Annotated in this window: 30 protein-coding genes; 26 read left to right on the forward strand and 4 right to left on the reverse strand. The window is 44.2% G+C overall.

Annotated elements, in window-relative coordinates:
- Window positions 1-51: 51 nt before the first annotated feature.
- The 4 genes from ACMXYT_RS06735 to ACMXYT_RS06750 all read left to right on the forward strand — a co-directional run bounded on the left by ACMXYT_RS06735 (window position 52) and on the right by ACMXYT_RS06750 (window position 2,610).
- Window positions 52-1,191 carry a hypothetical protein gene (locus tag ACMXYT_RS06735; RefSeq protein WP_415912057.1) on the forward strand — a complete coding sequence of 380 codons (1,140 nt, stop codon included), beginning with the start codon at window positions 52-54 and terminating at the stop codon, window positions 1,189-1,191.
- A gap of 79 nt (window positions 1,192-1,270) precedes the next feature.
- The gene (locus ACMXYT_RS06740) at window positions 1,271-1,552 is read left to right on the forward strand and encodes a peptidylprolyl isomerase (protein WP_415894108.1); all 282 of its coding nucleotides are present in this window, start codon (window positions 1,271-1,273) and stop codon (window positions 1,550-1,552) included.
- 94 nt (window positions 1,553-1,646) lie between these two features.
- Entirely contained in the window at window positions 1,647-2,138 is a 492-nt protein-coding gene (locus tag ACMXYT_RS06745) for a DUF1499 domain-containing protein (RefSeq protein WP_415900872.1), read from the forward strand.
- Between the two features lie 4 nt (window positions 2,139-2,142).
- Window positions 2,143-2,610, forward strand: a complete 468-nt coding sequence (locus ACMXYT_RS06750) for a DUF2846 domain-containing protein (RefSeq protein ID WP_415900873.1) — start codon at window positions 2,143-2,145, stop codon at window positions 2,608-2,610.
- A 30-nt stretch (window positions 2,611-2,640) separates the two neighbouring features.
- On the opposite strand, the gene ACMXYT_RS06755 is transcribed toward ACMXYT_RS06750, so the two are convergent.
- The 4 genes from ACMXYT_RS06755 to ACMXYT_RS06770 all read right to left on the reverse strand — a co-directional run bounded on the left by ACMXYT_RS06755 (window position 2,641) and on the right by ACMXYT_RS06770 (window position 7,356).
- Window positions 2,641-4,593 carry an acetoacetate--CoA ligase gene (locus ACMXYT_RS06755; RefSeq protein ID WP_415900874.1) on the reverse strand — a complete coding sequence of 651 codons (1,953 nt, stop codon included), beginning with the start codon at window positions 4,591-4,593 and terminating at the stop codon, window positions 2,641-2,643.
- A 165-nt stretch (window positions 4,594-4,758) separates the two neighbouring features.
- Entirely contained in the window at window positions 4,759-5,304 is a 546-nt protein-coding gene (locus ACMXYT_RS06760; RefSeq protein ID WP_415900875.1) for a hydrolase, read from the reverse strand.
- A gap of 17 nt (window positions 5,305-5,321) precedes the next feature.
- Entirely contained in the window at window positions 5,322-5,945 is a 624-nt protein-coding gene (locus tag ACMXYT_RS06765) for a DUF2889 domain-containing protein (protein WP_415900876.1), read from the reverse strand.
- Window positions 5,946-6,138: 193 nt separating this feature from the next.
- Window positions 6,139-7,356, reverse strand: coding sequence for an EAL and HDOD domain-containing protein (locus ACMXYT_RS06770; RefSeq protein ID WP_415900877.1), 1,218 nt, complete (start codon window positions 7,354-7,356; stop codon window positions 6,139-6,141).
- Between the two features lie 204 nt (window positions 7,357-7,560).
- Between ACMXYT_RS06770 and ylqF the strand changes: the two genes are divergently transcribed.
- The 22 genes from ylqF to ACMXYT_RS06880 all read left to right on the forward strand — a co-directional run bounded on the left by ylqF (window position 7,561) and on the right by ACMXYT_RS06880 (window position 25,759).
- Window positions 7,561-8,487: a ribosome biogenesis GTPase YlqF gene (gene ylqF / locus ACMXYT_RS06775; protein ID WP_415900878.1), complete on the forward strand. Its 927-nt coding sequence runs from the start codon at window positions 7,561-7,563 to the stop codon at window positions 8,485-8,487.
- Entirely contained in the window at window positions 8,487-8,750 is a 264-nt protein-coding gene (locus ACMXYT_RS06780; RefSeq protein ID WP_415900879.1) for a hypothetical protein, read from the forward strand. Before ylqF ends, ACMXYT_RS06780 begins: the two co-directional genes overlap by 1 nt.
- A 98-nt stretch (window positions 8,751-8,848) precedes the next feature.
- Window positions 8,849-9,604 carry a DUF3450 domain-containing protein gene (locus ACMXYT_RS06785; RefSeq protein WP_415900880.1) on the forward strand — a complete coding sequence of 252 codons (756 nt, stop codon included), beginning with the start codon at window positions 8,849-8,851 and terminating at the stop codon, window positions 9,602-9,604.
- A gap of 2 nt (window positions 9,605-9,606) precedes the next feature.
- Window positions 9,607-10,962 carry a MotA/TolQ/ExbB proton channel family protein gene (locus tag ACMXYT_RS06790; RefSeq protein ID WP_415898047.1) on the forward strand — a complete coding sequence of 452 codons (1,356 nt, stop codon included), beginning with the start codon at window positions 9,607-9,609 and terminating at the stop codon, window positions 10,960-10,962.
- Entirely contained in the window at window positions 10,952-11,470 is a 519-nt protein-coding gene (locus ACMXYT_RS06795; RefSeq protein WP_415884324.1) for a MotA/TolQ/ExbB proton channel family protein, read from the forward strand. Before ACMXYT_RS06790 ends, ACMXYT_RS06795 begins: the two co-directional genes overlap by 11 nt.
- Window positions 11,467-11,877 (forward strand): ExbD/TolR family protein, encoded by a 411-nt coding sequence (locus tag ACMXYT_RS06800; protein WP_415884325.1) that lies wholly within the window; start codon window positions 11,467-11,469, stop codon window positions 11,875-11,877. Before ACMXYT_RS06795 ends, ACMXYT_RS06800 begins: the two co-directional genes overlap by 4 nt.
- On the forward strand, window positions 11,877-12,521 hold the full coding sequence (locus ACMXYT_RS06805) for an energy transducer TonB (protein ID WP_415900882.1): 645 nt from the start codon (window positions 11,877-11,879) through the stop codon (window positions 12,519-12,521). Before ACMXYT_RS06800 ends, ACMXYT_RS06805 begins: the two co-directional genes overlap by 1 nt.
- Window positions 12,522-12,579: 58 nt before the next feature.
- On the forward strand, window positions 12,580-13,755 hold the full coding sequence (locus tag ACMXYT_RS06810) for a tetratricopeptide repeat protein (RefSeq protein ID WP_415884327.1): 1,176 nt from the start codon (window positions 12,580-12,582) through the stop codon (window positions 13,753-13,755).
- A 4-nt stretch (window positions 13,756-13,759) separates the two neighbouring features.
- Complete coding sequence (locus ACMXYT_RS06815) at window positions 13,760-14,485, forward strand: response regulator transcription factor (protein WP_415900883.1); 726 nt, start codon at window positions 13,760-13,762, stop codon at window positions 14,483-14,485.
- A complete protein-coding gene (locus ACMXYT_RS06820) occupies window positions 14,482-15,822 on the forward strand; it encodes an ATP-binding protein (protein WP_415900884.1) in 1,341 nt (446 codons plus the stop codon). Before ACMXYT_RS06815 ends, ACMXYT_RS06820 begins: the two co-directional genes overlap by 4 nt.
- Before the next feature lie 115 nt (window positions 15,823-15,937).
- Entirely contained in the window at window positions 15,938-17,884 is a 1,947-nt protein-coding gene (locus tag ACMXYT_RS06825; protein WP_415900885.1) for a TonB-dependent receptor domain-containing protein, read from the forward strand.
- A 143-nt stretch (window positions 17,885-18,027) separates the two neighbouring features.
- The gene (locus ACMXYT_RS06830; protein ID WP_415912058.1) at window positions 18,028-18,693 is read left to right on the forward strand and encodes a PepSY-associated TM helix domain-containing protein; all 666 of its coding nucleotides are present in this window, start codon (window positions 18,028-18,030) and stop codon (window positions 18,691-18,693) included.
- Between the two features lie 9 nt (window positions 18,694-18,702).
- The gene (locus ACMXYT_RS06835) at window positions 18,703-19,206 is read left to right on the forward strand and encodes a DUF2271 domain-containing protein (protein WP_415900887.1); all 504 of its coding nucleotides are present in this window, start codon (window positions 18,703-18,705) and stop codon (window positions 19,204-19,206) included.
- Entirely contained in the window at window positions 19,206-20,042 is an 837-nt protein-coding gene (locus ACMXYT_RS06840) for a DUF4198 domain-containing protein (protein ID WP_415900888.1), read from the forward strand. The genes ACMXYT_RS06835 and ACMXYT_RS06840 overlap by 1 nt, the downstream gene beginning before the upstream one ends.
- 38 nt (window positions 20,043-20,080) lie before the next feature.
- Window positions 20,081-20,350, forward strand: coding sequence for a hypothetical protein (locus tag ACMXYT_RS06845; RefSeq protein WP_415884334.1), 270 nt, complete (start codon window positions 20,081-20,083; stop codon window positions 20,348-20,350).
- On the forward strand, window positions 20,337-20,849 hold the full coding sequence (locus tag ACMXYT_RS06850) for a DUF6162 family protein (RefSeq protein WP_415900889.1): 513 nt from the start codon (window positions 20,337-20,339) through the stop codon (window positions 20,847-20,849). The genes ACMXYT_RS06845 and ACMXYT_RS06850 overlap by 14 nt, the downstream gene beginning before the upstream one ends.
- Window positions 20,842-21,750, forward strand: a complete 909-nt coding sequence (locus ACMXYT_RS06855; RefSeq protein WP_415912059.1) for a metal ABC transporter solute-binding protein, Zn/Mn family — start codon at window positions 20,842-20,844, stop codon at window positions 21,748-21,750. Before ACMXYT_RS06850 ends, ACMXYT_RS06855 begins: the two co-directional genes overlap by 8 nt.
- Window positions 21,750-22,469, forward strand: coding sequence for a metal ABC transporter ATP-binding protein (locus ACMXYT_RS06860; RefSeq protein ID WP_415912060.1), 720 nt, complete (start codon window positions 21,750-21,752; stop codon window positions 22,467-22,469). Before ACMXYT_RS06855 ends, ACMXYT_RS06860 begins: the two co-directional genes overlap by 1 nt.
- Window positions 22,469-23,347 (forward strand): metal ABC transporter permease, encoded by an 879-nt coding sequence (locus ACMXYT_RS06865; RefSeq protein ID WP_415912061.1) that lies wholly within the window; start codon window positions 22,469-22,471, stop codon window positions 23,345-23,347. The genes ACMXYT_RS06860 and ACMXYT_RS06865 overlap by 1 nt, the downstream gene beginning before the upstream one ends.
- A gap of 10 nt (window positions 23,348-23,357) precedes the next feature.
- Window positions 23,358-24,164, forward strand: a complete 807-nt coding sequence (locus ACMXYT_RS06870; protein WP_415912062.1) for a hypothetical protein — start codon at window positions 23,358-23,360, stop codon at window positions 24,162-24,164.
- A 115-nt stretch (window positions 24,165-24,279) separates the two neighbouring features.
- A complete protein-coding gene (locus ACMXYT_RS06875; protein ID WP_415884340.1) occupies window positions 24,280-24,534 on the forward strand; it encodes a CDGSH iron-sulfur domain-containing protein in 255 nt (84 codons plus the stop codon).
- 94 nt (window positions 24,535-24,628) lie between these two features.
- Window positions 24,629-25,759, forward strand: coding sequence for an NAD(P)/FAD-dependent oxidoreductase (locus ACMXYT_RS06880; protein WP_415912196.1), 1,131 nt, complete (start codon window positions 24,629-24,631; stop codon window positions 25,757-25,759).
- The last annotated feature ends 28 nt before the right edge of the window (window positions 25,760-25,787 follow it).

Below are 25,787 nucleotides of genomic sequence, written 5' to 3' on the forward strand. Positions count from 1 at the left end.
AATTTGAAACAGATTTAAACGGTTTATAGGTTGACCGCAGGGAGGTTCGATATGCGTTTCGTCCTCAGTTTTGCTGTCGTTGTCACTTTACTTACCTTGTTCATATCGCCAGTTAGCGCGCTTGAGGTGAGGAGTACGAGCGTACAGTTTTCTCCGTTGATAGAGCGGATTGTGCAGGCCAAAATAAAGCCTGTTTTAAAGCAGTTACCGGATAAAGATCAAAAGCTTTTAGCCCCAGTTGAAATTTCCGTGGTCGAAAACCTTCGTGCTGCGGGTATGGCTTTGGCTATCGATGACACACCCCCTCTGATTATTATTAATGATCGATTCCTAAAAGGCCTGTCCGCTTATATCGAAGCCTATTTGCTCTCTCAATCCTTGAGCCGGCCCGAGCTAGTTGAAGAGTACTTTAGTGATTATTTCTGGCGCCATCACCCATCCTTTGTTGGTCCTCTACCAAAATCACCTGCTGATTGGCTAAGTGCCTCGCCAGAACAAAGAGAGCAGATCCAAGTAGAGCATGAGCGTCTACTGGAAAGTGTCATTGTCGATGTGCTGCTACACGAGATGGGTCATCATGCAGAGCATGCTTTCTACGGATATCGCGCATCGCAATATGTGAGAGAGGATAATGAGCGTCTAGCAGACGATTGGGCGGCCAAAGTGAAAGATGAGCACTTCAAGCCAGATGATGCTTTAGGGCGCTTGATTTCCATTGGATATATCTTTGAACAAGATCGCTGGGCGGCACTAAAACGGGATGATTACTATCCTAGAATGTTAGCAGGCGTTGCTGATCATTTACCGATCTTATGTGAAGATGCAACTGAGGCATCAAAACAGCATTTCTGTAATCAGCTTTATGACAACATCAGGAACTATTTTTCCAAAAAGGTAGTAGATACCTATGCTCAGAGAAGAGAGCGGGGTGATACGTTTGCAAGTTTTCCTATGGGCCAGATTCATTTAGCGAAGAATAATTTTGTCGATGCCTGTAATTACTTCAATGAGAGTCTTATTTACGGTCAGGTTGCTCGAGCTGCAATTTATGTAGGTTGGTGTTACCAAAATGGTTATCTAGAGCCTTCTCCTCCAGATGCGCAGGTCTTAGCTATGGCGAGAGTGAGTTATGGCTTCTCCGATAAGAAAAATATTGCAGGAATGCTCGATTCTAGTGGATCTCAACATTAGGGCGAGTTAGTGTTGCCATATTGTTAGGTGCTTGGTAATTTCTGCACCAGTTTTGAATCATAGAGTTAGGAGAACATAAATGGCACGCGCTACAGCTCGACATATCCTTGTAGACACAGAAGCACGTTGTAACGAACTAAAAGCAGAAATCGAAGGTGGTTTGGACTTTGCTAAAGCTGCGCAAGAAAATTCAACTTGTCCATCAGGTGCTCAAGGCGGCGATTTAGGCTCTTTCGGCCGTGGTCAGATGGTTCCAGAATTCGATACAGCTGTATTCACAGGTGAAGTAGGTGTTGTTCAAGGTCCAATCAAAACTCAGTTTGGTTACCACCTACTAGAAGTGACAAGTCGCGAAGACTAATACAAGTTTTTAGCTTGTAACTTATAGACTTTAAAAGTGCCGTATAGCGGCACTTTTTTGTATCTGTTTTGTTTATTTCTTGGATGCTGGTTTCATGCTGAAAGTGATAGTTACTGTAATCTCGCTCATAATCGTTGCCGTTTTCATCTTATTTGCATTCAAGGCCTTTAAGTCAAGAACAGGTGAGCCGGCAGGAATTGTTGATAGTCGTTTAACTAAATGCAGTAGTAAGCCAAATTGCGTATGTAGTGAATATTCGGATAAACCCCATTACATAGAACCTTTGGCGTTACCCGCCAATGTTAAGGATTCAGATGCTGTAATAGCTGTTCTAGTTGAAGTTATTGAAGGGGCTGGTGGTGTGGTTCAGATCCTTATCAAGGAAAACCGATATATCGCTGCTGAGTTTAATAGTCGTATACTTGGGTTTGTAGACGACTTTGAGGTTCGAATCGATATGGAAGAGCGCCTTGTGCACTTTCGCTCAGCATCCAGAGAAGGCTATTCTGATTTCGGTGTAAACAAAGCTCGTGTTCGATCAATTACCTCTCAATTAGAAAAAGAGATAACGAAGATCAAGGAGTAAGCGGATGCATAAGGTATTGCTCGTTATTATAGCAATCGTGCTCAGTGGCTGCGGAACCAACTATGGCTTTAGCTATGTTAAACCCGAAGTTGAGAACAATGCGGTTGTTTATATCTATCGACCTGAAGCGCCTAATCCAGGTAAACAGCCGCTGGGTTGGAAGTACCCCGAAGTATTTATCGATGGTAAAAGTCTTGGGGTGCTGAAACTAGAGAAATACATTGTTGTGGAACTTGAGCCCGGTAGGCACGAAATTCTATTCACCGGATTAACAGATAAAGCGAACTGGGACGAGCGAGATTTGAAACGTAAATTCTCAGTTCATCATACTGAGCAGAAATACCTTAAATTTCAGGTGAGATATGACCCTAAAACGATGGGGTTGCTAGAAAAAACTAAGTACCAGCTATTTCTTACTCCTATGAAGCATGATGATGCGATCTACGAAATCAATAAGCTCAACCCGCAATGATCATTGCCTTAAAAGACGTCACTGCCGGAGCTAGCTGGCTAGCTCCGGTAAGTTAGCGAAGTAATCCAGTGCATCGGGATTAGCTAGCGCATCTTTATTGGTTACTGTTTCCCCTAAAATTACCTTTCTGACAGCCAGCTCAACAATCTTTCCGCTGATGGTTCTAGGAATTTCAGGTACTTGGATTATTTTGGCCGGTACATGCCTTGGTGTGGTGTGCAGGCGGATTGTCTGCTTAATTATATTGCGTAGACTATCGTCAAGCAGAGTTCCTTCAGACATAACTACAAAGAGGACTACGCGTGTATCGTTTTCCCAGGGTTGACCTACGCATAAAGACTCAATCACCCCGTCAACTCGTTCAACTTGACGATATATCTCAGCGGTACCAATTCTTACACCGCCTGGATTGAGTACCGCATCCGATCTGCCGTGAATAATCATGCCACCGTGTTCGGTTATTTCTCCGTAATCACCATGGGCCCAGCGGTTCTTAAATTGATTGAAATAGGCATTTTGGTATTTTGCACCATCAGCATCGTCCCAAAAGTAAATAGGCATCGATGGGAAGGGGGATTTGCAGACTAATTCCCCTTTCTTCTGGATAACCTCTACGCCGCTTTCATCAAAAATGGCGACATCCATTCCGAGCCCTAAGCATTGCAACTCACCCTTGTGGACTGGGAGTATTGGGCACCCTAGAGCAAAGCAAGAGATGATATCTGTACCGCCCGAAATTGAAGCCAGTAAAAGATCAGTTTTTATTTCGCGATAAACATAATCAAAACTTTCATGGGCTAGTGGTGAACCCGTAGATAAAATCGCGCGCAATTCCGAAAGCTCGAACTCTTCTTTTGGTGAGACACCTGCCTTTTCGAGTGCCGAAATATATTTCGCACTGGTGCCAAATACAGAAACTTTTTCTTTAGCAGCCATATTCCACAAAACAGAAGGCGAGGGGGCGAAAGGTGAGCCGTCATACAATGTAATAGTACAGCCGCTAGCTAGGCTGCTTACCAGCCAGTTCCACATCATCCAGCCGCAGGTTGTGAAGTAGAATAGATTATCTTCCCGGCTGATATCTGTGTGCAGTCGGTGTTCTTTGAGGTGTTGAAGGAGTGTGCCTCCAACGCTATGAACAATGCATTTTGGTGTGCCTGTGGTACCTGACGAGTACATAACGTATAGGGGGGCAGCGAATTCAACTGGCGTGAAATTAACTTCGCATGCACTGTTATCGATAAAGTCGCTCAGTATACAAGCGCTTTTTATGTGGATTAATTCAGGTGCTGGCTCATCGAGATAAGGCACAAAGACGAATGTCGTGTTTTCACTTAAACGCGAGGCAATCCCTGAAATTTTATCTGAACAGTCTATGTGTTTACCGTTGTAGAGGTAGGACTGGGTCGTAAATATCACTTTGGGTTTTACTTGTCCAAAGCGATCGATCACCCCTTGCACACCAAAGTCTGGGGAGCATGAAGTCCAAATGGCGCCAAGTGATGCCGTTGCTAGCATCGCTATAACGGTTTCAGTGATATTAGGCATAAAGCCTGCGACCACATCTCCCTTGGTAATCCCTGAATTTTTAAGCCCCGCAGCGTAGTGAGCAACCTGGTTATAAAGCTCTCGGTAGCTAATTTCTGAACGTTTACCCGCTTCATTGTAATTAATTAGCGCGGTGTTTTGGTCCTGAAACTTTAAGAGGTTTTCTGCAAAGTTTAACTGGGCTTCAGGGAACCATTTCGAACCGGGCATGAGGTCTGCATTTAACAAGTATGGGGCGTTCCCGATGCTGCCTATAACATCGAACTGTTCCCAAATGTTAAGCCAGAATCTTTCAGGGTTTTCTATAGACCAGCGGTGAAGCTCTGAGTAGCTATCTAGCTTTACCGAACTGCTTTTGTTTATGTTTTGCATAAACTGATATAGCTGAGATTGTTCGATTTGTGCTTGGCTCGGGCTCCACAACGGTTGTGTCATATACAGTTCCTAATTGAATCAATGTCTATAAGACAGAATAGACAATAAGGGTTTACCTGTATATGGCTTGAGGCTGAAATATTTTTTAGCTGGTTTGTTGGGGAGGGGCGATGGATAGTTATAGGGAGAGTGAGCCCTGCCATCTATAGATGACAGGGCTGATTATTAGCGCAGGAAGTTTTTGCTGATATCGCGGAACTCATCAGTTCCTGACTTTTGCATCCACTCAAAGGCAACCATTTCACGGCTAACCACGTGTATGCCAGCATGGCGCATGCGATCAAGCGCGAGTTCTTTATCTTCAGGGCTGCGTGACGATATACAGTCTGCCACAACGTAAACTTCTCGTGCTTGCTGTTTTAACTGAAGTGCTGTTTGTAGAACGCAAACGTGTGCTTCCATACCTGCAATAATAACTTGGTTAGGGCGGATGGAATTGATCTTTTCGTTACACGCAGGTTCCGACATGCAGGAGAAGAACTCTTTTTCCATGATGCCTTCTGCGGGGATTAACTCAGCTAATTCCGGAATCGTATGGCCCAAGCCTTTAGGGTATTGCTCACTGGTTAAGATCGGTATGTTAAGTTTGTTTGCAATAGCAGTTAACCAGATTGTATTTTCAACCAGCTCTTCTTTCTTATGAATCGCGGGTACAAGTTTGTCTTGAATATCGATGATCAGCAGACAAGATTTATTCGGGTGTATTAGCATGCGAAATAGCCTTATTTTTATGCTGGTTCTAGCTCATTGCAGCATTGTACGTGTTGAAGGTTAGTTGCTGGAATCAAAGCATCCAGCTGATCTTCTTCATAATAATGAGGCCAGATCTCTTTCACAATGGCACCATTAGTCGCGAGCGTGTGGCAGGTATCAAGCATAGGCGGCTTTTTGGTACCGTCCTGCCAGAAGTTCTCTAGTCGTTCCCGTTCTTGGTGTGTCGATTGGAAAGCAGCCGTCGCTAGAGGGCCCAACAACTCAAGCAGGTGAGTGCAGCCTTTGCGGCCACTAAACAGTTCTTTTGTTTGTTTGGTAAACCCAGGCATGATTTGTAGCCCGATCAACTGAGTGTAGGCATCAGAGATGGACTTGCAGCTTTCGAATGGAGTGTCGTCCATGCAAGCCACTGCATCTAATATATTTAGATCCATATCAACAGTAATTCGCACTGCCATACCATGTAAGGGTGCACCAGCTATCAAAGTACCATCGTGACCATAGTGATCCATGTCGAAGGTTTTGGTGTCGACAAGATGGGCTTCAATATCCCATAGGCCATCTTCTCTTTTGTAGCCTTCGCAAACAACTTTGCGGGTATGTTTCAGAGTTCTATTAACTGGAGCTGGTAAAGGCATAATTACTGCTTTTGATGGTTTAAAAAGGCTGTGCTTTAAATGCGGCTATTCTAATGTGAAAACGTTAGAAACACAGTAAATAATCCTAAATACGCTCAGGAATTGGTGATTTTTAGACGAAAGATAAGTTTTGTTTAGCTAAAAACAATTCAGGGCAGCGAGTGCTGCCCTGAATAATTGGATGGGAGAGGTGCTATTCGTACATCGCTTGCATAGATTCTTGGGTCCACTCTAGGCTGGCTCTGTAAGCTTGATCGTATAGAGTGCCATCAAGGTCCATTGGCAGAAGATCCCAGTCGCCGTTTTCATAGTTCACGACATTTCTCAAAACTTGGCCGATCTCACCTTGACCTAGGCTGACTGCATTTTTGATATCATCGCCTAGCGGGACTTGCTCTAGCATAGTGTCACGCTCTATATCCAAAAGGGCGTGAAGGCCGGACATCATGCCTGCCATAAAATAGCTGCCATAGTTGCTCTTTTTCTGAGCTTGAGCAATCTCTTCACACATGCGACCACGCACCAACAAGCTACGAGAAAGCTCCTCTGGTTTGTCTTGATTAGATGACATCGCAATAAGTGTTGCCCATTTCTTAACTTGCTCTAAACCAAGCAAAACAATAGCTTCAGCGATGGATTCTACCTGTCGCACTAGGCTATAACCTGCGGAGTTAACGATACGCAGTAGTTTGTAGGTTAGAGCAGGGTCTCGGATAATCAGTTCTTCTAGTTTTTCCGGCGTCGCTTTAGGGCTTTGTAACTCTTGGATTAGTTGCATCAATGCAACTTGGCTACCTTGGATCTTTTTGCCCTTGATAACTTTAGGCTTACTTAGGAAATGTCCTTGGAAAAGTTTAAAGCCAAGCTCAATACAGGTTTCCAGCTGTTCGTGAGTTTCGATTTTCTCTGCAAGTAAAGTCACTTTATGACGACGCAGCTGTTTAACCTGTTCTTTGATCTGTTCTGTACTTAGTTCAAATACATCTACTTTGACGATTTGGCTGAGTTCTAACAGTGCATCAAATTTTGGATCGTAAACAAAATCGTCCATAGCGATACGGTAACCTTCGCTATGTAACTGTTTTACGGCTGATACCACTTCTTCGTCTGGCTCGATGTCTTCCAGGATTTCAAGAACTATGTGTTTCTTAGAAACTTCCGGAAGTTTCTGCTCTACCAGAATATCTCGCGTGAGATTTATAAAAGCAGGGACGCGCTTTAATTCACCAGAGTCTGAAATACTGGTGTATGCATTTAATATTACTTCGCTGGTGGCTTCGCTATTGGCAAACAGTGCATGTCCTTGGGCGTCTTCCGTTCTATACAAAAGCTCATAGGCCACAACCTTTTGATTACGATCGAAAATAGGTTGACGTGCCATAAGCACTTGAGAGTTTTCTGACGAGTCCATAAAGGTGCTGGGTCCTTGTGCAAATAAGATAAACCGTAATTCCTCAAGTGTATCACCTACAATCTTTGAGGCTAGTATTTCATACTAATATAACGCTTGTTTTGTGTCAGAAAGGGAATGTGAGCTACTTCCAATCGTCACAGTTCAACATTCGCGTTCTCCATGCAGTATAATAGTGTACTTTTACAGATTCGGGACATACCAATGAGTATTAATTGGTTTCCAGGGCATATGCATAAAGCCCGAAAAGAGATCGCTAAAGTTATGGATGAGGTAGATGTAATTATAGAGGTGCTTGATGCACGTCTCCCACAATCCAGCGAAAATCCATTGGTTAATACCTTGCGCAAGGGCAAGCCAGCATTAAAACTCTTAAATAAGAGTGATTTAGCTGATGACAAAAAAACGCAAGAATGGATCGATTATTTTAATAGCCTTCCAGATACGCGAGCGATTTCCCTTGACCATACACAAAAGAAGCTGATCAACAGAATTGCCGAAATTTGTAAACAGATGGCACCGTCTCGCTCAGAATCGGGCCGCCCGGTGCGCGCAATGATTATGGGCATTCCTAACGTTGGCAAATCAACGCTTATTAATGCCTTGTTAGGTAAGAAAATTGCTAAAGTAGGCAATGAGCCAGCGGTTACAAAAAGTCAAACGCGCTTTACGACGCGTAATGGTATGGCTCTTTCAGATACGCCTGGCATTTTGTGGCCAAAAATCGAGGATGTAGATTCAGGCTATCGGCTAGCGGCGAGTGGTGCGATTAAAGACACTGCAATCGAGCATGAAGATGTAGCTATCTTTGCCGCAGGCTTTATGCGGGATGATTACCCTGAGCGATTGATTGAACGCTTTAAATTCAAAGAGATGCCTGAGCTTGCTGAAGGTGTATTAGACGAAATTGGCCGCCGTAGAGGGTGTTTGCGCCCAGGTGGTGTTGTTGATCGAAATAAAGCTTCAACGTTGCTCTTGAATGAAATACGCTCGGGTAAGCTGGGTAAATTAAGCTTTGAAACTGTTCAAGAGTGGGAAGAAAAACGCCGCATAGCTGAGCAGGAAAGATTAGAACAAGAACGATTAGAAGCAGAAGCACAGGCGGCTGCGGAAAAAGAAGGTAGTAAGTAATGGCACGTTTAAAGAAAAGCCGAAAAGCAAAAGGCTTTATTCCAAATGAAGGCCCAACGCGTAATGAGCGTTTGGCTGATCCTGATAGTTACGATAGCAGACGACGCAAAGCTAAGCAGGAGAAGAAAAAGAATCAATCGGTGTATGAAAAACAACGCCAAGCTGATGATAGCTCTTCAATCCAGAAGCAGTCAGAGCGTAAAACTAGACTGGCTGATAAGATTCGTGAACTAAATAAATCCAAAGAAGAGAGTGCTGAATAGCGCTCTCTTTTTGGTTGTAAGTATTGTAAAGCGGGTTGCCTGTTTTACTAATCTAACGGATAATTATTCTCATTTTTATTAGCTGTAAGTTGTTGGTTATGAAATCTCTGTTTAAATATTCTCTTTTGGCTGTCGCTATTTCAGGCCCCCCTGTTTTCGCGGCTAACGACCTGGATGTTGGTACTAAGAAAACAGTAGCGACACATAATCAAAGCCAACAATCACAAAAACGCATCGATAATATTGAGCAGAGTACTCAAGTTGCAGTTGATGAATATCTCACCAACGAGCGTCTGTCGGATGTAACCGAAGCGTACAATGCGCAAGTCGCTTTACTGATTGAGTCGCAGAAAAAAGAAGTTTTAGATTTGGAAGCGCAAATCGCGTCTATTGAAGAAACGGATAAGGCCGTTTTACCTATGTTGAACCATATGGTGGAAACATTAGGTAAATTTGTGTCCCAAGACACACCTTTCTTACAGTCAGAACGTAACGAGCGTTTAGAGAAACTTGGGACGCTCTTGCTTCGCGCTGATGTCAGCGTGGCAGAGAAGTACCGTCAGATTCTTGAAGCCTATTCTGTTGAAGTACAGTACGGTCGAACATTTGAATCGTATAAAGGTGCACTCGCTTCAAATAATGGCCAACAGGTTACGTTCCTGCGTCTAGGCCGAGCAGTACTGTACTACCAGTCGCTAAATGGTGCTGAAAGTGCACTATGGCAGCCTTCTTCACAGTCTTGGCAGGCGCTCACTGATTCTCAGAATTTAGAACTTACTAAGGCTATTCAAATCGCTCGGCAGCAGCAGGTGCCAAGTTTGTTGAATCTTCCTCTGCCTAAACTGGAGCGATAATAATGTTGAAACAATTCGGTTTAGCCGCAGTCCTTGGTCTTAGCTCGCTAACAGTATTCGCTGAAACTGCGCCGCTTAAAGGTTTACTTAACGACGTAAAACAGATTAGTAGCACCGATACGGCGATCAACCGCCAACGTGAAGCAGAATTCAATGCTGATTTAAGTAAACAAAAAACGCTTCTAGCGAAAAGTAAGGCGCGTTTAGCCGCTGCTGAAGCAGAGCAGGAGCGCTTAAAAGCTGAGTTCGATGCGAATGATGAACAGCTTGCTGAATTAGAAGCAGCACTACAACAACGTTCCGGCCAACTAGGTGAAGTATTTGGTGTCGCTAAAGAATCAGCATCCGAATTAGTACCAGTTTTGATGGATTCAATGACCAGTGCTGATAACCCTGGTCGTTTAGATCAACTTTCATTTGCTGATTCCAAACGTGTGCCCAAGCTTCAGGACCTACAAAGTCTTTGGTACCAGTTACAGCTAGAAATGACAGCCACTGGTGAGATCAAGCAAGTTACTGTGCCTGTTGTGAATCGGGAAGGTGTTACTGCTGATACACCAGTGTTACGTATAGGCACCTTTGCTGCAGCTACTAATGATGGCCAGTTCTTACATTGGGATCTTCAACAGCAAAAACTGTCGGTTTTAACGACTCAGCCAAGTGCAGGTGCTCAACAAGATATCATCGATTATCAAAATGGTAATGGCGAGGATGTATTGATTGATCCAAGTCGTGGTCAGTTATTTGCGTTGTTGGATCGTATGCCGAAGCTTGTCGAGAGGCTTCATCAGGGGGGTGAGGTAGGCTACATCATCATGGGTTTGGGCTTAATTGGTTTGCTGGTGGCATTCTGGCAAATGATGCGTATGACCAAAACTGAGCTGCAGGTGAGAAAGCAATTAGCACAACCTACGCAACTAATGGATAACAATCCCCTTGGGCGAGTACTGCAGGCAGTTAGTCGTTCGAAACTAGGCTTAGATCAGCTAGAGATGAAAGTTGATGAGCTGATTCTTAAAGAAGTACCAAAAATCGAGCAGGGCCAAAGCATCGTTAAGCTTTTAGCTGCCGTTGCTCCGCTTTTGGGTCTTTTAGGTACAGTGATCGGTATGATCGCGACCTTCCAGAGTATCACCCTGTTCGGTACCAGTGATCCCAAGTTGATGGCGGGTGGTATCTCTCAAGCATTGATGACAACCGTTTTAGGTTTGGTTGTAGCTATACCGTTGTTGTTCTGCCATAGCTATTTGACCAGCAGAAGCCGTCGCATCACTCAGTTGCTTCAAGAGAAAAGCTTGGGCTTGTTGGCGACTGATGAATCTATTGCAAAAGAAGAGAAGAGCACTCATGTGGCCTAGTCTTCATGATTGGATGTTTGCCTTAGGGCAATTTTTCCAAACCGGAGGGTGGGTGCTCTATCTGATTCTATGGGTAAGCTTTCTGATGTTCACCCTTATCCTTGAACGTATCAGCTATAGAGTATGGGCTTACCCCAAGCAGAGAGCCTCATTGTTAGATTATTTGCAAGGTCAAAGCTCGCCAGTTAAAAAATTGAGTGCTGTTTGTGATCTGGACTTAGCTTTGAAAAGCCAATTTCAGATGATCAAAAACCTAATAACTCTATGTCCGTTGATTGGTTTGCTAGGCACAGTGACTGGCATGATTCAGGTATTTGACAGCCTTGCTCTATATGGCACAGGTAATCCGCGAATGATGGCCGCTGGTGTGGCTAGCGCAACATTCCCAACAATGACGGGGATGGCAGTCGCTGTAGCGGGATTACTTTTTTACAACCGTTTATCTAGATGGTCTGAAGCGGAAAGAAACCGCTTGCGCCGAGTGTTACATGAGGAGTCTGCAGCATGAGACAGCGAGTCAATTTAACTCAGCAGCAGGATGATGCCGAAATCAATATGACACCTATGTTGGATGTGGTGTTCATCATGCTGATCTTCTTTATTGTATCCACTTCGTTTGTGCGTGAGGCAGGCATCGATGTTAATCGCCCTACAGCGCAAACCAGTGAAAGTCAGAGTAAAACGGCAGTTTTAGTCGCGATCTCTGCTAACAATGAAATTTGGGTCGATCGTAAGCCTGTCGACGTGCGTATGGTGCGCCCTGCGATTGAGCGTCTGAAAAGCGAACAATCTGAAATCAACGTTGTTATTCAAGCGGATGAACAAGCGACTACAGGTCAACTGGTTAAGGTGATCGATCAGCTGCGTTTGGCTAATGTGAACTATACAGTGGCTACTCAAGCAGGTTCGCAATAATGCTGCGTGCTTTAGTCGTTGCCCCTGGAGGCCTGTTATTAGCTATATTGCTTTTTTATGCATTGGCTATGGTTTCGGGTATTGGCAAGCAGGTAGAACCTGAAAGTGTCTTAACGCCTGATCTGGACTTTTTAATGGTTCGCCAGGAGAGTGATGTCGAGGCGCGTAGCCGTGAATTACCGCCAGAGCCGGAAGAGATCGTTCCAGAAGCCCAGCCCGAAATGCCACAGGTGCAACAGCAGGTTGTGCCTATTACCAGCACGCCTGTGACGGCCGTTGATATTCCAAACATTGATGTTGGAATTAGTGTCTCGCTTTCACCATCGTTAAATAACCTAGCTGTGCCGACGCCTGAGCTGGTATTAGATACTAATCCTACAGCAGTGAGTCAGGTGCCGCCTAGTTACCCAAGAAGGGCATTGCGCCGTAAAGTTGAAGGTAGTGTAACGGTGGAGTTTTTGGTGACTGAAGCTGGCACAGTTAAACCAGACACTATTAAGGTTATTGAATCTAATCCAAAAGGTACCTTTGATAGCGCAGTTATTAAAGCGATTAAGCGTTGGCGTTTTAAAATCAAAACCGTAGACGGACAAGCGGTCAAGTTTAAAGCGCGTCAGGTTTTGGAATTTAAACTCGATAAGTAAATAGAACTGAATAGAACAGTTTAGAAAAATGTTGCGATCATTAATTACAGTTTGTTTTTTGTTGTTTGCTCTCCAGGGGCATGCGGCGAAGCCTGCTCTATCTGCTTATGAGTATAAACAGCTAAATGCTGCCTTTAAATCAATGGAGGCGGGGCAGTGGAAACAAGCGAATCAGCAATTGTTGGCTGCTGAGCAAAAGGTTAAGTCTGATTATGCTAAAGCGCTTGTGCAGCATAATCTTGCTCAAGTTGCTCTCCAGCAGGAGCGCTATTCCTCTGCAATAAAGTATCTGAAAGCTACCCAAGCTTTAAAAGCCTTGCCTGATGCACAGCAGATTAATCTATTGCGCACTCTAGGGCAGCTTTATTGTATGCAGGAAGCTTGGAAAAGCTGTGTTTCTAATCTTCAACAATGGATGGCTAGTCCTGGGGTTTCGGTAAAAGCGAATGACCATCTGATGATGGCTCAAGCTTATAGTCAGCTGAAGCGTTGGAAATCCCTGTTACCACACATCACTAAAGCGATTCGTTACAAAGGGATAGCACCAGAAAGCTGGTATCAGCTGAAAATAGCGGCGCATATTGAGCTTAAGCAGTGGAAGCAGGCAGCTAAACAGCAGCAAGTTGTGATTCAACATTACTCCTCTAATCCCAAGCAATGGCGTCAGTTGGTTTCTCTGCAAATACAAGCAGGGGATCACAAATCTGCACTCGCTACTCAGCGATTGGGATATGAGCGGAAGTTGTTAGTCTCAGCCAATGATTATGAATTACTCGCGCAGTTAATGCTTCGTTCGGGTATTCCTTATCATGCCGCTAGAGTGATCGAGCAGGGTTTCCAGAAAGGTGTGATCAAGCAAAACGCTAAAAACTTAAGGTTGTTAAGTAGTGCTTGGATTCGCGCGCAAGAGAAGCCTAAGGCGATTAAAGTGCTTTCGAAGCTAAACAGTATCGCACCAAGTGAGAAAGTATCTTTACAGCTGGCGCAGATTCAGCTGCAAGAGAAACGGTGGGATCAAGCAGAGAAAACGCTTGCTAATCTGTTGAAGCGCAAACCTAAAAAAGTAGCTCAGATTAAGTTGATGCAGGGTATCGCTCAAATCAATCAAAAGCATTTTGAGCAAGCGAGAATATCTTTAGCAGCGGCAGAAGGCGATGCTAAATACGGGAAAATGGCAGCGAATTGGATTCGGTATCTAGACCAGATGGAAATGGATCTTCAGGCAAAAGGTTGAACCTATGACATCAGCACCGGTTAAGGCCCTTGAAGGGATCAAAAATTTTAATCCAGCACGTATCCTCTTGATCGAGGATGATCGCGAGGTAAGTAACTCTGTTTCGGAGCTGTTAAAAAAACAGGGCTACCATACGGTTCAAAGCTTCACCGGAAGGGAGGGTTTGGTTACCGCTATAAATCAGAACTTTCATCTGATTCTTCTAGATAAAATGCTACCTGAATTAGATGGTTTAGAAGTTCTACAGCGTTTACGCAAATATCGCGATACTCCCGTTGTTATGTTGTCTGCTTGTGGTGCTGAGCAAGATCGTATTGAAGGGTTTAAGGGTGGTGCGGATGATTATCTGCCAAAGCCGTTCAATATGACTGAGCTGTTGCTTAGGGTTGAGGCGTTACTTCGACGAAGTAAACCTAACAAAATTGATAAATCCGATGGCGTTTTAGCAGACGGTGCTATTAAGCTAAATTCCAAGAAAAAATGTTTACAGTCAGATGACGGCGATATTGAACTGACACCGATCGAACATGATCTTTTAAAAACATTTATCACCCATAAAGATGAAATACTGACAAAGCCTTATCTTTATCAGTTAATTCTGAGTAAGCCTTTTAGTCGTTACGACCGAAGTTTAGATATGCATGTTAGTAATCTTCGCTCGAAGATGGCGGGACTTGTTGACGAACAGAAGATTAAAACGGTTCGTGGTCAAGGATATTGTTATCAATGAGCCGGAGATTATTCTGGCAGCTTAGCTTTAGCTTATTGGCTGTATCATTGATTATCTTTTCTAGTCTTCACCATCTCTCTTATGAAGTGACTATTGGGATGACTGAAATATCTGAAGATAGTCAGGAGAGGTTAAAATCTTTAGCTAAGGACGCTGGCGAGCGATTTAAAACTGAAGGCGCAAAATCTGTTCTCCAACTCACGGAGCAAGTCGAAAAAGATTTACGTACCTGGTCTGCATTAGTAACTGCAGATAACACCATTATCTCTAGTCAACCCATTCCTGAGGCTTTAAAAAGCAAAATAGGCTTTCAGCGTTATGTGTACTGGCCAGTCCATGAATTCATGGAAAATGTGCTCATTGGAATTCCTTTAGAACAGCAAACCGGCACCTTTGTAATTGAGCTGCCAAGAGGGATGTATCCAAAGGTAGATACTGATCTGGTACATAGCCTACTGACGATTGTAATTCCTTCTTTCATCATTCTGATTTTCTGCTGGATAGCCTATAGATACCTAATGCGCCCTTTAGAAGCTTTAAATCAGGGCACTTTAAAATTAGCTTCAGGCGACCTTTCTGCACGTGTGTTGCCAAATCTACCAGATAATCGTAAAGACGAATTAACCCAAGTCGCCGAATCTTTTGACAGTATGGCTGCAAGGGTAGAGCGTTTGGTTAATTCTCAGAGACAGCTTTTAGGTGATCTATCGCATGAGTTAAGAACTCCGCTGACGCGAATCGGACTAGCGATTGAGATATGCCGGGATGATCAAGAAAAATCTAAGGAGCTTTTACCTAGGCTTCAACGTGAAGTAGATCAAATGCATCAGTTGGTTGAAGATGCATTGACCCTAGCATGGCTAGATGGAGATCCAGAAGTGGAGCTAAGTGAAGCGTTTAATCTAGCTACCTTGCTGGATCTGATATGTGACGATGCACTTTTTGAATACTCTGGCCGAATACTAATCCGTAACTATGCTCAAACTCTGAACGTTTCAGAATCATCGCAACAAGCGCTATCTCAAGCATTGGAGAATGTGGTAAGAAATGCGATGAAATATAGTCCCGCTGATCAACCCGTTGAGCTGACTTGTTTTGAAAAGGGTAATGAGCTGAATATCTGTGTGTCTGATCGGGGGCCAGGCGTACCCGAAAATGATCTTGTTAAGATCTTCGATCCTTTCTATCGCACTGATAAGGCACGTAGCCGTGATGTTGGCGGGGCTGGATTAGGTTTAGCTTTATGCCAGCGGCAAATTCAAATGCTGGGTGGTTCTATTAAGGCGAGCCTGAATCAATACGGTGGGTTGGATATCAATATCAAGCTACCTCGTTAAATAAAGCCCTCCAAAATTTAGCGTTATTTTTGTAAGAAGTGTAAATCTTGTAACTGCTACTTTATATCTAATGAATAATGCACTCGATTCGCATTTAGATTAAGTGGTATGAATAATGAAAACGCATATTTGCGCTAAGAAATTGCCATTGGTTTTAGCCATTGGCATAGCAACTCAAACATGGGCAGATTCGTCAGCAGTTGAAGGTCAAAAAGTACAAGTTTGGGGTACTCAGATCAGTAATGCTTCGACGATGTTGAGTGATGATATCGAGATTAAACAGGCAGACCATCTGAGTGATCTGCTTCGAAATCAGGCAGGTGTAGATATTGGTGGTGCCCATTCCCTTAATCAGCGTATCAATATTCGTGGTATGGAAGACTATGATCTTGATATTACGATCGATGGTGCTAAGCAAAACAACAATGTATATCACCACATGGGCAACTTGCTTATTAATGCAGATATCCTAAAAGCAGTTGATCTACAGGTTGGTACAAACTCCGTTTTAACAGGTGGTTTGTCTGGTGGTATCGCGTTCGAGACAAAAGATGCTAAAGATCTCCTCCGAGATGGTCAGCAAATCGGTGCACGTATCAGTACTGGTTACGCAAGTAATGATTACCATAATTATTCTGTTACTGCCTATGGCCAACTAAACGATCAGTTAGACGCCATTGTTTACTTCAATGACGTAAACCGCGACAACCCGGAAGATGGCGCAGGTGTTGAAAGCGTAGGTAATGATGGTGATATTAAGAATGGCCTAGTTAAGTTTGGCCTTGATATTAATGAGTCTAACCGCATCGAATTGAGTTATGACAAGTACACCGATGAAGGTGACTACGCGCCTCGTGCAGATATGGGGGCTTCAACTAATTCATCAATCACAGGTACGACTGTTTACCCAACAGAATTTGAGCGTCAAACAATCACTCTAGGTTATGAGCTCGATCTTGGTGACATGCTGAACCTACGTGCCACTGTCTACGAAAACGATATGAATTTATGGCGTGATGAGGACGATAACACTTTTGCAACCTATCGTTATCGTGAAGGTGAAGCGAATCACCGTGGTGTGAATGTTCTTGCTGAATCTGTTATTTCAGGTGAAGAGCTTACGCATAATGTCCGCTATGGTTTTGAGGTTTACCGTCAGAAAACCAAATTGCAAGATGATTCGGTTACAGTAAACACCGAACAAGCAAAGTCTTACGCAGCTTACATTGAAGATGAAATCGAATTTTCTAACGGTCTAGCGCTGACACCGGGTGTTCGTTATAACCGATATAAGCTAGATACCGCTGTATCAGATGAAACATTTACTGAAACAACATTTGGTTTGAATGCTGTTTATCCGCTAACTGACGCTTGGTCTGTTCGAGCGAGTGCTACAGAGCTTTTTCAAGGGCCTAACTTATCCGAGGTGTTCGTTCCTGCATCTACTGTAGAGAATAACGAATTGAAGCCTGAAACAGGTTTAAACTCGGAAATTGGTATCACATTTGAAGATCGCCAACGTTTTGGTTTGGATCGATTGAATTTTGCTTTAACCATCTTCCGTACAGATGTGGATGATTACATCGATGATGGTAGTAATGCTCTGCAAAATATTGGTGACTATCGTATCCAAGGTTTTGAAACTAGCTTAGGTCTAAGTAAAGGTAACTTTGATGCTCGCTTTACCTATGCTCACTCAGAATCAGCTAATGATGTCACGGACGAACCATTAGGTCGCCAAGTGGGAGATAGCATCTCTTTGGGGCTTGATTACCACATGCCAGCGCAAGATCTAGCGGTTAACTGGACCTCGCTTGTAACAATTAAAGAAGAGCACTTTGATAAACCATCTTACGATGTTCATAACATCTCTGCTCGATGGACACCAAAGCAGGTTGATGGTCTTAACGTGACCTTCGGCGTAGAAAATATCTTTGATGAATACTATACATCTCACGCTTCACGTATTGGAGATGCAAATCATCCAGTGTTTGGTGCACTTCATTTGAATGACTATGAGCCTGGCCGTAACTTTAAGTTAACTGCGGCTTATACGTTCTAATCTATCCCTTCCCCTTCAGGGATTTAAGGTGGCAGCGCTCTACGAAGTAGGGCGCTGCTTTTTCTGTAAAGATTGTAACGATATTAAAGCCTTATAAAGAGAATCGGTTATCGTAATGGTTTTGATTCTCTTTTGTCTTTCCAATGAACCAGATCCTTACACAAAATCCAAGCGCGAAGACTCAGCTCAAGTCTAAATCTCAGCCTAAAGGAAAATCTAATCGGTTAGTCCGCTGGCTTCATAGTTATACCTCTATGTTCATGCTCGTGATCATGCTTTTTTTTACGGTCACGGGTATCACGTTAAATCACCGAGATTGGTTTGAAAGTGCTGATGCTCCGAAACAGTTAACGGTAGATATGCCAGATTCTTTTTTAGTTGAGGGGATATGGGATACAGAACCCCTTGATCAGGCTAATAAGCTGCGTAAATGGCTGAGCTCTGAGCATGGAATCTATGGCAACAAGGTAAGTTACGAATGGGAAGCAGAGGAGCGCTTCCTCGTTATCGAGATTAAACGCCCAGGTGGTTACAGCATCGTAGAGGCCGACGTTGAAGCCGGTGAAGTGCTGGTTGAACAACAAAATTACGGTGTTATTGCGACGTTAAATGATCTTCATATGGGGCGATACAGTGGTGACCTGTGGCGCGGATTTATCGATATTTCTGCGCTGCTCATGCTGATTTTTACTTTAACTGGCTTTTGGTTAGTCATCCCTCAAAAGAAAAAGCGTAACAAACTGTTTGCGATGAGCGTAATCGGTACCGGCTCAATGGCGCTGGCTTATGTTTGGCTTTTGATGGCTTAAGGAAATTTAATGAAAAAACTAATTTACGCTGCATGTCTCAGTCTAGGGCTGGTAAGTGGTTCTGCCATCTCAGCAGATACACATCAAATTGAGTTAACCATCCCGCAAATAGCGACATCTAAATATCAGCGTCCATTTGTTGCTGTATGGGTTGAACAAAAGGGTGAGCGCAAAGCCGTCAGCACAATCAGTGTTTGGTTTGACGATAAAAAATGGCTTAAGGATATCCGTCGCTGGTGGCGTAAAGCGGGTCGCTATGGTCAAGCGGTAGATGGTGTGACAGGGGCTACCCGTGCTCCTGGTGGCTACACATTGAAATGGGATGGAACCGATAACCAAGGTAAAGCACTTCCAGCAGGCGAATACACTCTGTATTTAGAAGCGGTTCGTGAACACGGTGATCGTACGCTGTTGAAACAGAAGATTTCCTTAGGTAAGGGACAACAGGTTTATAAACTGGATGCCGGTGCAGAGCTAGGGCCAGTTAGTATCAGTATTGGAGAGAGTAAATAATGATGATTAAACAACTAGGCCGCACGATTAAAGGATGCCTATTAGCGAGTGCTTTAGGCGTGTCAGCAGTAGCTCAAGCACATCCACTGTGGATATTGCCAAGTGAATTTACGGTATCAACGGAAGAGGGCCAAGGAGAATGGATCACTGCTGATGTTAGTGCGTCTCACACTGTTTTCGGATTTGATAAAGGTGTGCCGCTAGATCACTTCCTCGTTTTTTCTCCTGATGGCGATCGCAACGCGCTGGGCAGTTATTTTAAAGGCCATCGTCGTAGTGTATTTGATCTGTATATCGATCAGCCGGGTACTTACAAAATCGAAGGTAAGCGCCAACCTTACTATTTCACTAGCTATAAATCAGGTAAGCGTGACACCCCTAAGCGCATGATGGCGGATAAGATCGAAGCGAAAGAGCGTCTACCTAAAAGCGCTCGCGATGTTTCTACCTTATTGATCGATATGGTAACTGCAACGTACATCACTAATAACGCGCCTACAGACCTTGTGACTGAGGTCAAAGGCAAGGGATTAGAGATGCAGTTAGATACACATCCAAACGATATTGTTGTGGGTGAAGAAGTTGAATTCACCATGCTATTGGATGGTAAGCCAGTGGCGGGTGTTGATGTTGAAGTCACGCCAGCAGGTACTAAATACCGCAGCGAACGTGGTGCTATTCCGGTTACTACGGCTAAAGATGGCAAAATCATCTTCACGCCAGAGCAAGCAGGCCCATGGTTAGTTGGTGCTGATCTAAAAAGCCCAATCAAGAGTGATCTGGCTGACTACCAATATGCGATCCGTTTCGTAAGTTTTGAGGTTTTACCTGAGTAATGCTTAAAGCAACAAAATACGGATTAATAGGGATATTAATGAGCGCAAGTGCATCTGCACTTGCGCATTACCCGGTTATGACTTGCGAGCAAGAATCGGCTGAAATTCTATGTCATGTCGGTTTCAGTGATGGCACTAAAGCGGTGGGTAAACCGGTTAAGCTCTATGATTACGATGAGACCTTACTGGTGTCTAAAAAAGCCGATAAGTTCTCTCAAGTTCGCTTCAAACAACCTGAAGGTGAGTTCTATATTCAGTTCGATTCAGGGCATGAGTTTCCGGTAGAGGTTGATTATGGCGAGCTTTAAAACCTCAGCACTGGATGAAGACGCAACGGTTGAGGTGGTCAGGCCCGATAATGGTCGTATTGAGAGTTACTGGCTGATCGGCAGTATCGTGATCATTTTTTCTATCGCAAGCTACGTTTTGCAAAATAATCAGGCTCCGAGTTTAGCCCCGCAAAAACATCTTGAGCTTGATGTTGAAGGCAAAGCAGTTTTGACCGCCTTAAGAAATGCTGCCGACGAAATCATGTTTCTATCTGATGATGGCAGTCTTCCTGCGGTTTCAGAACTGATCGAACAAGAACTACCGCCGTTTGCTGACAGTAACGGTACTTTTGCTGCCTACACGTGGAGCCTTCTCGATTCTATTTGTTATTTCGGCCGCTCCTCCAAAGAAGGCTCCCGCGAGTTTGTCTTGAAAATACACAATGATCATTCCGAGATCTATTGGCGACAAACCGCTGTAAATACTCCACATTGCGATCAGTTAACAAACTGGGAAACGGCTTCCACTCATGATTAAGCGTTTAATTACATTTTCTTTATTTTTGTTTTCCAGTGCGTTGACGGCAGAGCCATTGAAGGTTGGTATCACGCTACATCCATACTACGCCTACGTTTCTAACATTGTTAAGGATAGAGCAGAGATTGTTCCTTTGGTTGATGCCGGTTTTAACCCTCATAGTTATGAGCTTCAACCAGCAGATCTTAAACGTTTAATGACCATGGACGCCCTAGTGGTGAATGGTATTGGTCATGATGAATTTGCGTTTAGAGCTCTTGAAGCGCTGGAGGCTCAAAACAGCCAGGAGCGCAAAAATATCAAAGTGGTTTTCGCTAATCAGGATGTACCTCTATTAGCTGCCGAAAATACCGTTGGCGCCTGGAACCCTCACACTTTTGTGTCGATCAGTGCGGCTATCCGTCAGGTCTATACCATAGCTAAAAACCTTGGCGAATTAGATCCAGATAATGCCAAGTTCTATAAGAAAAATGCGGTGCAATATGCGCGCAAACTTAGAAAGCTTAAGAACCAATATACCCAAGCGCTGAACGGGTTAGATTTGAGTGGAATTCGCATTGCGAGTACTCATAACGCTTACGGTTATTTTTTGCAGGAATTTGGTATTGGTATAGACACAGTGATCGAGCCAGCCCATGGAGTAGAGCCAAGTGCGAGTCAGCTTCAAGGCACAATCGACCGTATTCGTGATGCCCAAGTAAAAGTGCTCTTTAGCGAGCTAAACATGGATTATCGCTATGTTGAAACGGTCGAAAAGGCAACGGGGATAGGTCTGTACCATTTCTCACATCTGACATTCGGCGAGTACGATGCTGAACTTGTTTATCGTGAGATGGAACACAACTTAAAAACGTTAGTTGAGGCGCTTAAAAGTGCATTAGCCGATGAAGGAGCCGCATAATGGGCCCTTCAATCAAATTAGATAATGTAAGCCTGAGCATTGCAGGTAATCAGATTTTATCGCCTATCACAGCTGAATTATTTGCTGGCAAAATGCATCTGCTGGTTGGCCCTAACGGTGCAGGTAAAACCTCGTTGCTAAAATCCATGTTAGGTTTAACTCCCCATCAAGGCGAAATAAAACGCGCTTGGATGAATAAAGCGCAAAGGCCTGCCTATATCCCGCAACAGCCGCGATTTGACCAAGTCTTACCTGTAACAATTTCAGACTTCCTCAGTGCCGGTTTAAACCGCAAACCGGTGTTCTTTCGTCGACGTACAGAGACTCAAGATACTGTTTTGGAATTATTAGAAACCGTTGGCTTACAGGGCAAAGCAGAACTACAACTTGGACAGTTATCCGGTGGTGAAAGACAGCGCTTGATGTTTGCGCAAGCGCTAAGCCGTTCGTCAGACCTTTGGTTCTTGGATGAGCCTATGACGGGTCTAGATGCTGAAGGCCAAGCATTGATTACAGATTTGATGCTCAATCTTCGAGAGCAAGGTAAAACCTTGGTGGTAGTTCATCATGATATGAAATTTGTCCGAGAGCATGCCGATAACGTGTTGCTTATCAATGGTGGCTTAGTTGGTATGGGACTTCCGAGTGAGGTTGATCTTGGTATCGTTGGGGCTTCGTTTGATTCATCCTCAAAAAGAGAGATGGAGGCGGTAGCTTGATGGAAGCACTACGAAATTGGGCCTTTGAAATGCAGGCTCAAGGCTCGTTGCCAAGCATTTTTGAATATGGCTTTTTGATCAATGCCTTAGTCGCTGCGCTCATTATTGGTCCTCTTCTCGGGGGTATGGGCAGTTTGGTGGTAATCAAACGTCTGGCTTTTTTCTCTGAAGCCGTAGGTCACGCAGCTTTAACAGGTATCGCGATTGGTATCTTGTTAGGCGAGCCTGCAGCGCATCCTTATGCGTCGCTGTTTAGTTTCTGTCTGATCTTTGCCTTGTTGCTGCACTGGATCAAAAGCCGTACGGAAGTGCCATACGATGCACTTGTTGGGGTATTCCTAGCAGTGGCTATCGCAATGGGCGCTGCCTTGCTGCTTTATGTGGCGCGTAAGGTGAATGTTCATATTCTTGAGAACGTGTTGTTCGGCTCGATACTGACCGTGCAGGATCAGGACTTATTCATTCTCGCGGTGATTGGTGCAATCTGCCTATTGCTAACAGTCTGTTTCGGTAATCAGGCTTTGCTTGCTTCTTTAAACCCAGAGCTGGCGCAAGTGAATGGTATTAACACGCGATTGTTCGATTATGCATTTGTTGTGTTAATTGCTTTGATTACGGTTGCGGCCGTCAAAATTGCCGGAGCTATTCTTGTAGGGGCGATGTTGTTAATCCCAGCAACAACTGCTCGTTTAATTACCCGAAATATCAGACAGTTCTTCTGGACCAATATCTTGCTTTCAACCATCTGTTGCTTGGCCGGAATCATCTTACCTATGGCCTTAGAGCTACCCGTACCATCCGGGGCGGCCATTGTGTTATTGGCCAGTTTGGGGTTTGTGTTAGCTGTTATTACCAATCGTATTCGTAGTTTTGCTTAGAGTTCCTGTTATGAAAATTAAGCTGATTTTGGTCGCTTTAATGCTGACGTTGTCGGGTTATTCTGCCGCGGGAAATAAGGCAGAGTCTCAACGTGTTGCGTCGGCAATGCCTATCATCCATGCCATTAACCAAGCCCTGCTTGAGGGCACGGATATCCAGGCGGTATATCTGCCACCAAAACGTTTACCGGTGTCCCGAATTAACAACTGGTTGAAACATAAAAGTGGCGCGGCTATCTCAAAACAAGGTGCTGTAACTGCTGTGGTATCAATTGAGTCAATTTGGCCGGAATACGCTTTGTTTAAGCATCTAAGATCGACAAATGTTCGTGTTATCAATGTAGATGCGGCGCAAGAGATTCTGCCAGGTGGGGCTCAAGTAAGTTTAAGTGCTCAAGATCTAGAACAGAGTACGTACTTTTGGTTAGCGCCTGATAATCTTCGTGTAATGAGTCAGATCGTTGCGCGTGAATTTCAGCGTATCTGGCCGGAGCATGCACTGACTATTCGTTCAAACCAAATGGCACTGCAAAAACAGATCAGTGATTATGCTCTTAAGTTAGATGAGACACTCCTGGAGCATGATGTTGTCGCTGTTTGCCTCGATAACCCTAAACTTCAACCGCTAGCGCAAGCCACTTACTTGCCAGTGGAAGAGGAGTGTAGCGAGGCATTGCAGATCAAATCTAAGAGTAAAAAACTCGAGCCACAATCGGGTTTATGGCTGGTGGATACAGCGATCAAACCACTGAAAACGGATCTTGCACAGTGGCTATCAAATAATCTTAATCAGCTTGATCAAGCGCTTCAGCATTAATAATTGTATTGTTCTAAATTTGAACAATTGAAATTGCTCTTCTACGTTTACTGAATATAGCGATAGCCCTAAATGCTGCTAAGGACGGCGGAATATTCAGTAGAGGAACATAACGATGTCTCATTCACCCGTTCATAGGGCAGCTGATGCCCCAGTCAAAATCCACCTAGAAGCGGGGCAGACTTATGCGTGGTGTGCTTGTGGTCGCTCGGGTGATCAACCGTTTTGTGATGGCTCTCATCAAGGCACAGGAATAGATCCCGTCGTCTTTGAAGCCGAAGAGGATGGTGAGGTTTGGCTTTGTATGTGCAAGCAAACAAAAACACAGCCACTCTGCGACGGTAGCCATAAAAACAAACCTGAAAAATAATAGCTTGTGGTAAGATAGCGCGCTTTCAAACCAGCGGAGAAAGCGTGTGACACAGTACGATGTAGTAATTATCGGAGCCGGAGCTTCAGGCCTGATGTGTGCCGCTACTGCTGGTTATCGAGGACGCTCTGTTCTTGTCATCGAACACACCAAAAAAGTTGGCCGAAAAATCCTAATGTCGGGTGGTGGGCGTTGTAACTTCACCAATATCCATAACGGCCCAGCTAACTTCCTTTCGCAGAATCCTCATTTTTGTAAATCTGCTCTTAGTCGTTATAAAGCGCAGGACTTTATCGATCTGGTTGATCGCCACGGCGTCGAATATCACGAAAAAACACTCGGCCAGCTGTTCTGTAATGAATCCAGTAAAGAGATTCTTCGGGTCTTAATGACCGAATCAGAATGGGCGGGTAATGAGATTCGCACTGAACTGAGTGTCAATGGTATCGAAAAGCAGGAACAGGGATATTTACTGCAAACCTCATCTGGCCCGATCAACGCTGAATCCGTTGTAATTGCCACAGGTGGCTTATCTATTCCAAATGGCGGTGCAACGAGCTTTGCTTACGATATTGCTGAACAGTTCGATCTAAAAGTGTTACCGAAAACAGCAGCGTTAGTACCGTTTACCCTGCAACCTAAAGAGAAAGAAGTTCTTAAAGAACTATCGGGTGTATCTCATAAAGTAAAAGCGTCTATAGGTAAAACCAGCTTTGTCGAAAGTATGCTCTTTACTCACCGCGGTTTAAGTGGCCCTGCTATTTTGCAGATCTCCTCCTACTGGCAACCGGGTGGTGAAGTGGAGATAGATCTGTTCCCAGAGTTTGATCTGCTTGCATGGCTCAAAGAGCAACGCGAAGCCCGTCCAAAAGCCGAGATCACAACCATCATGGCGCAGCAGATGAGCAAGCGTATGGCACAAATTCTCTGTCAGCTATTCGGCTTTAGCGGCATTATGGGTAACCAATCCAATAAAGATTTAGATGCGATAAACAGTGCTTTTCGTGAGTGGAAGATCAAACCTTCCGGTACCGAAGGTTACCGTACAGCGGAAGTGACCCTAGGTGGCATCGATACCAACGAGATCAACCAGAAAACCATGGAAGCTAAAAAAGCACCGGGTTTGTACTTTATTGGTGAGTGTTTAGATGTAACTGGACACCTTGGCGGTCATAACTTCCAATGGGCTTGGGCATCAGGTTTTGCAGCTGGGCAGGTGGTTTAGTTGTGCTTGGTTGAAGAGCATAAAACGA

The organism is Neptuniibacter sp. QD37_11 (assembly GCF_047778105.1).
Lineage (GTDB): Bacteria > Pseudomonadota > Gammaproteobacteria > Pseudomonadales > Balneatricaceae > Neptuniibacter.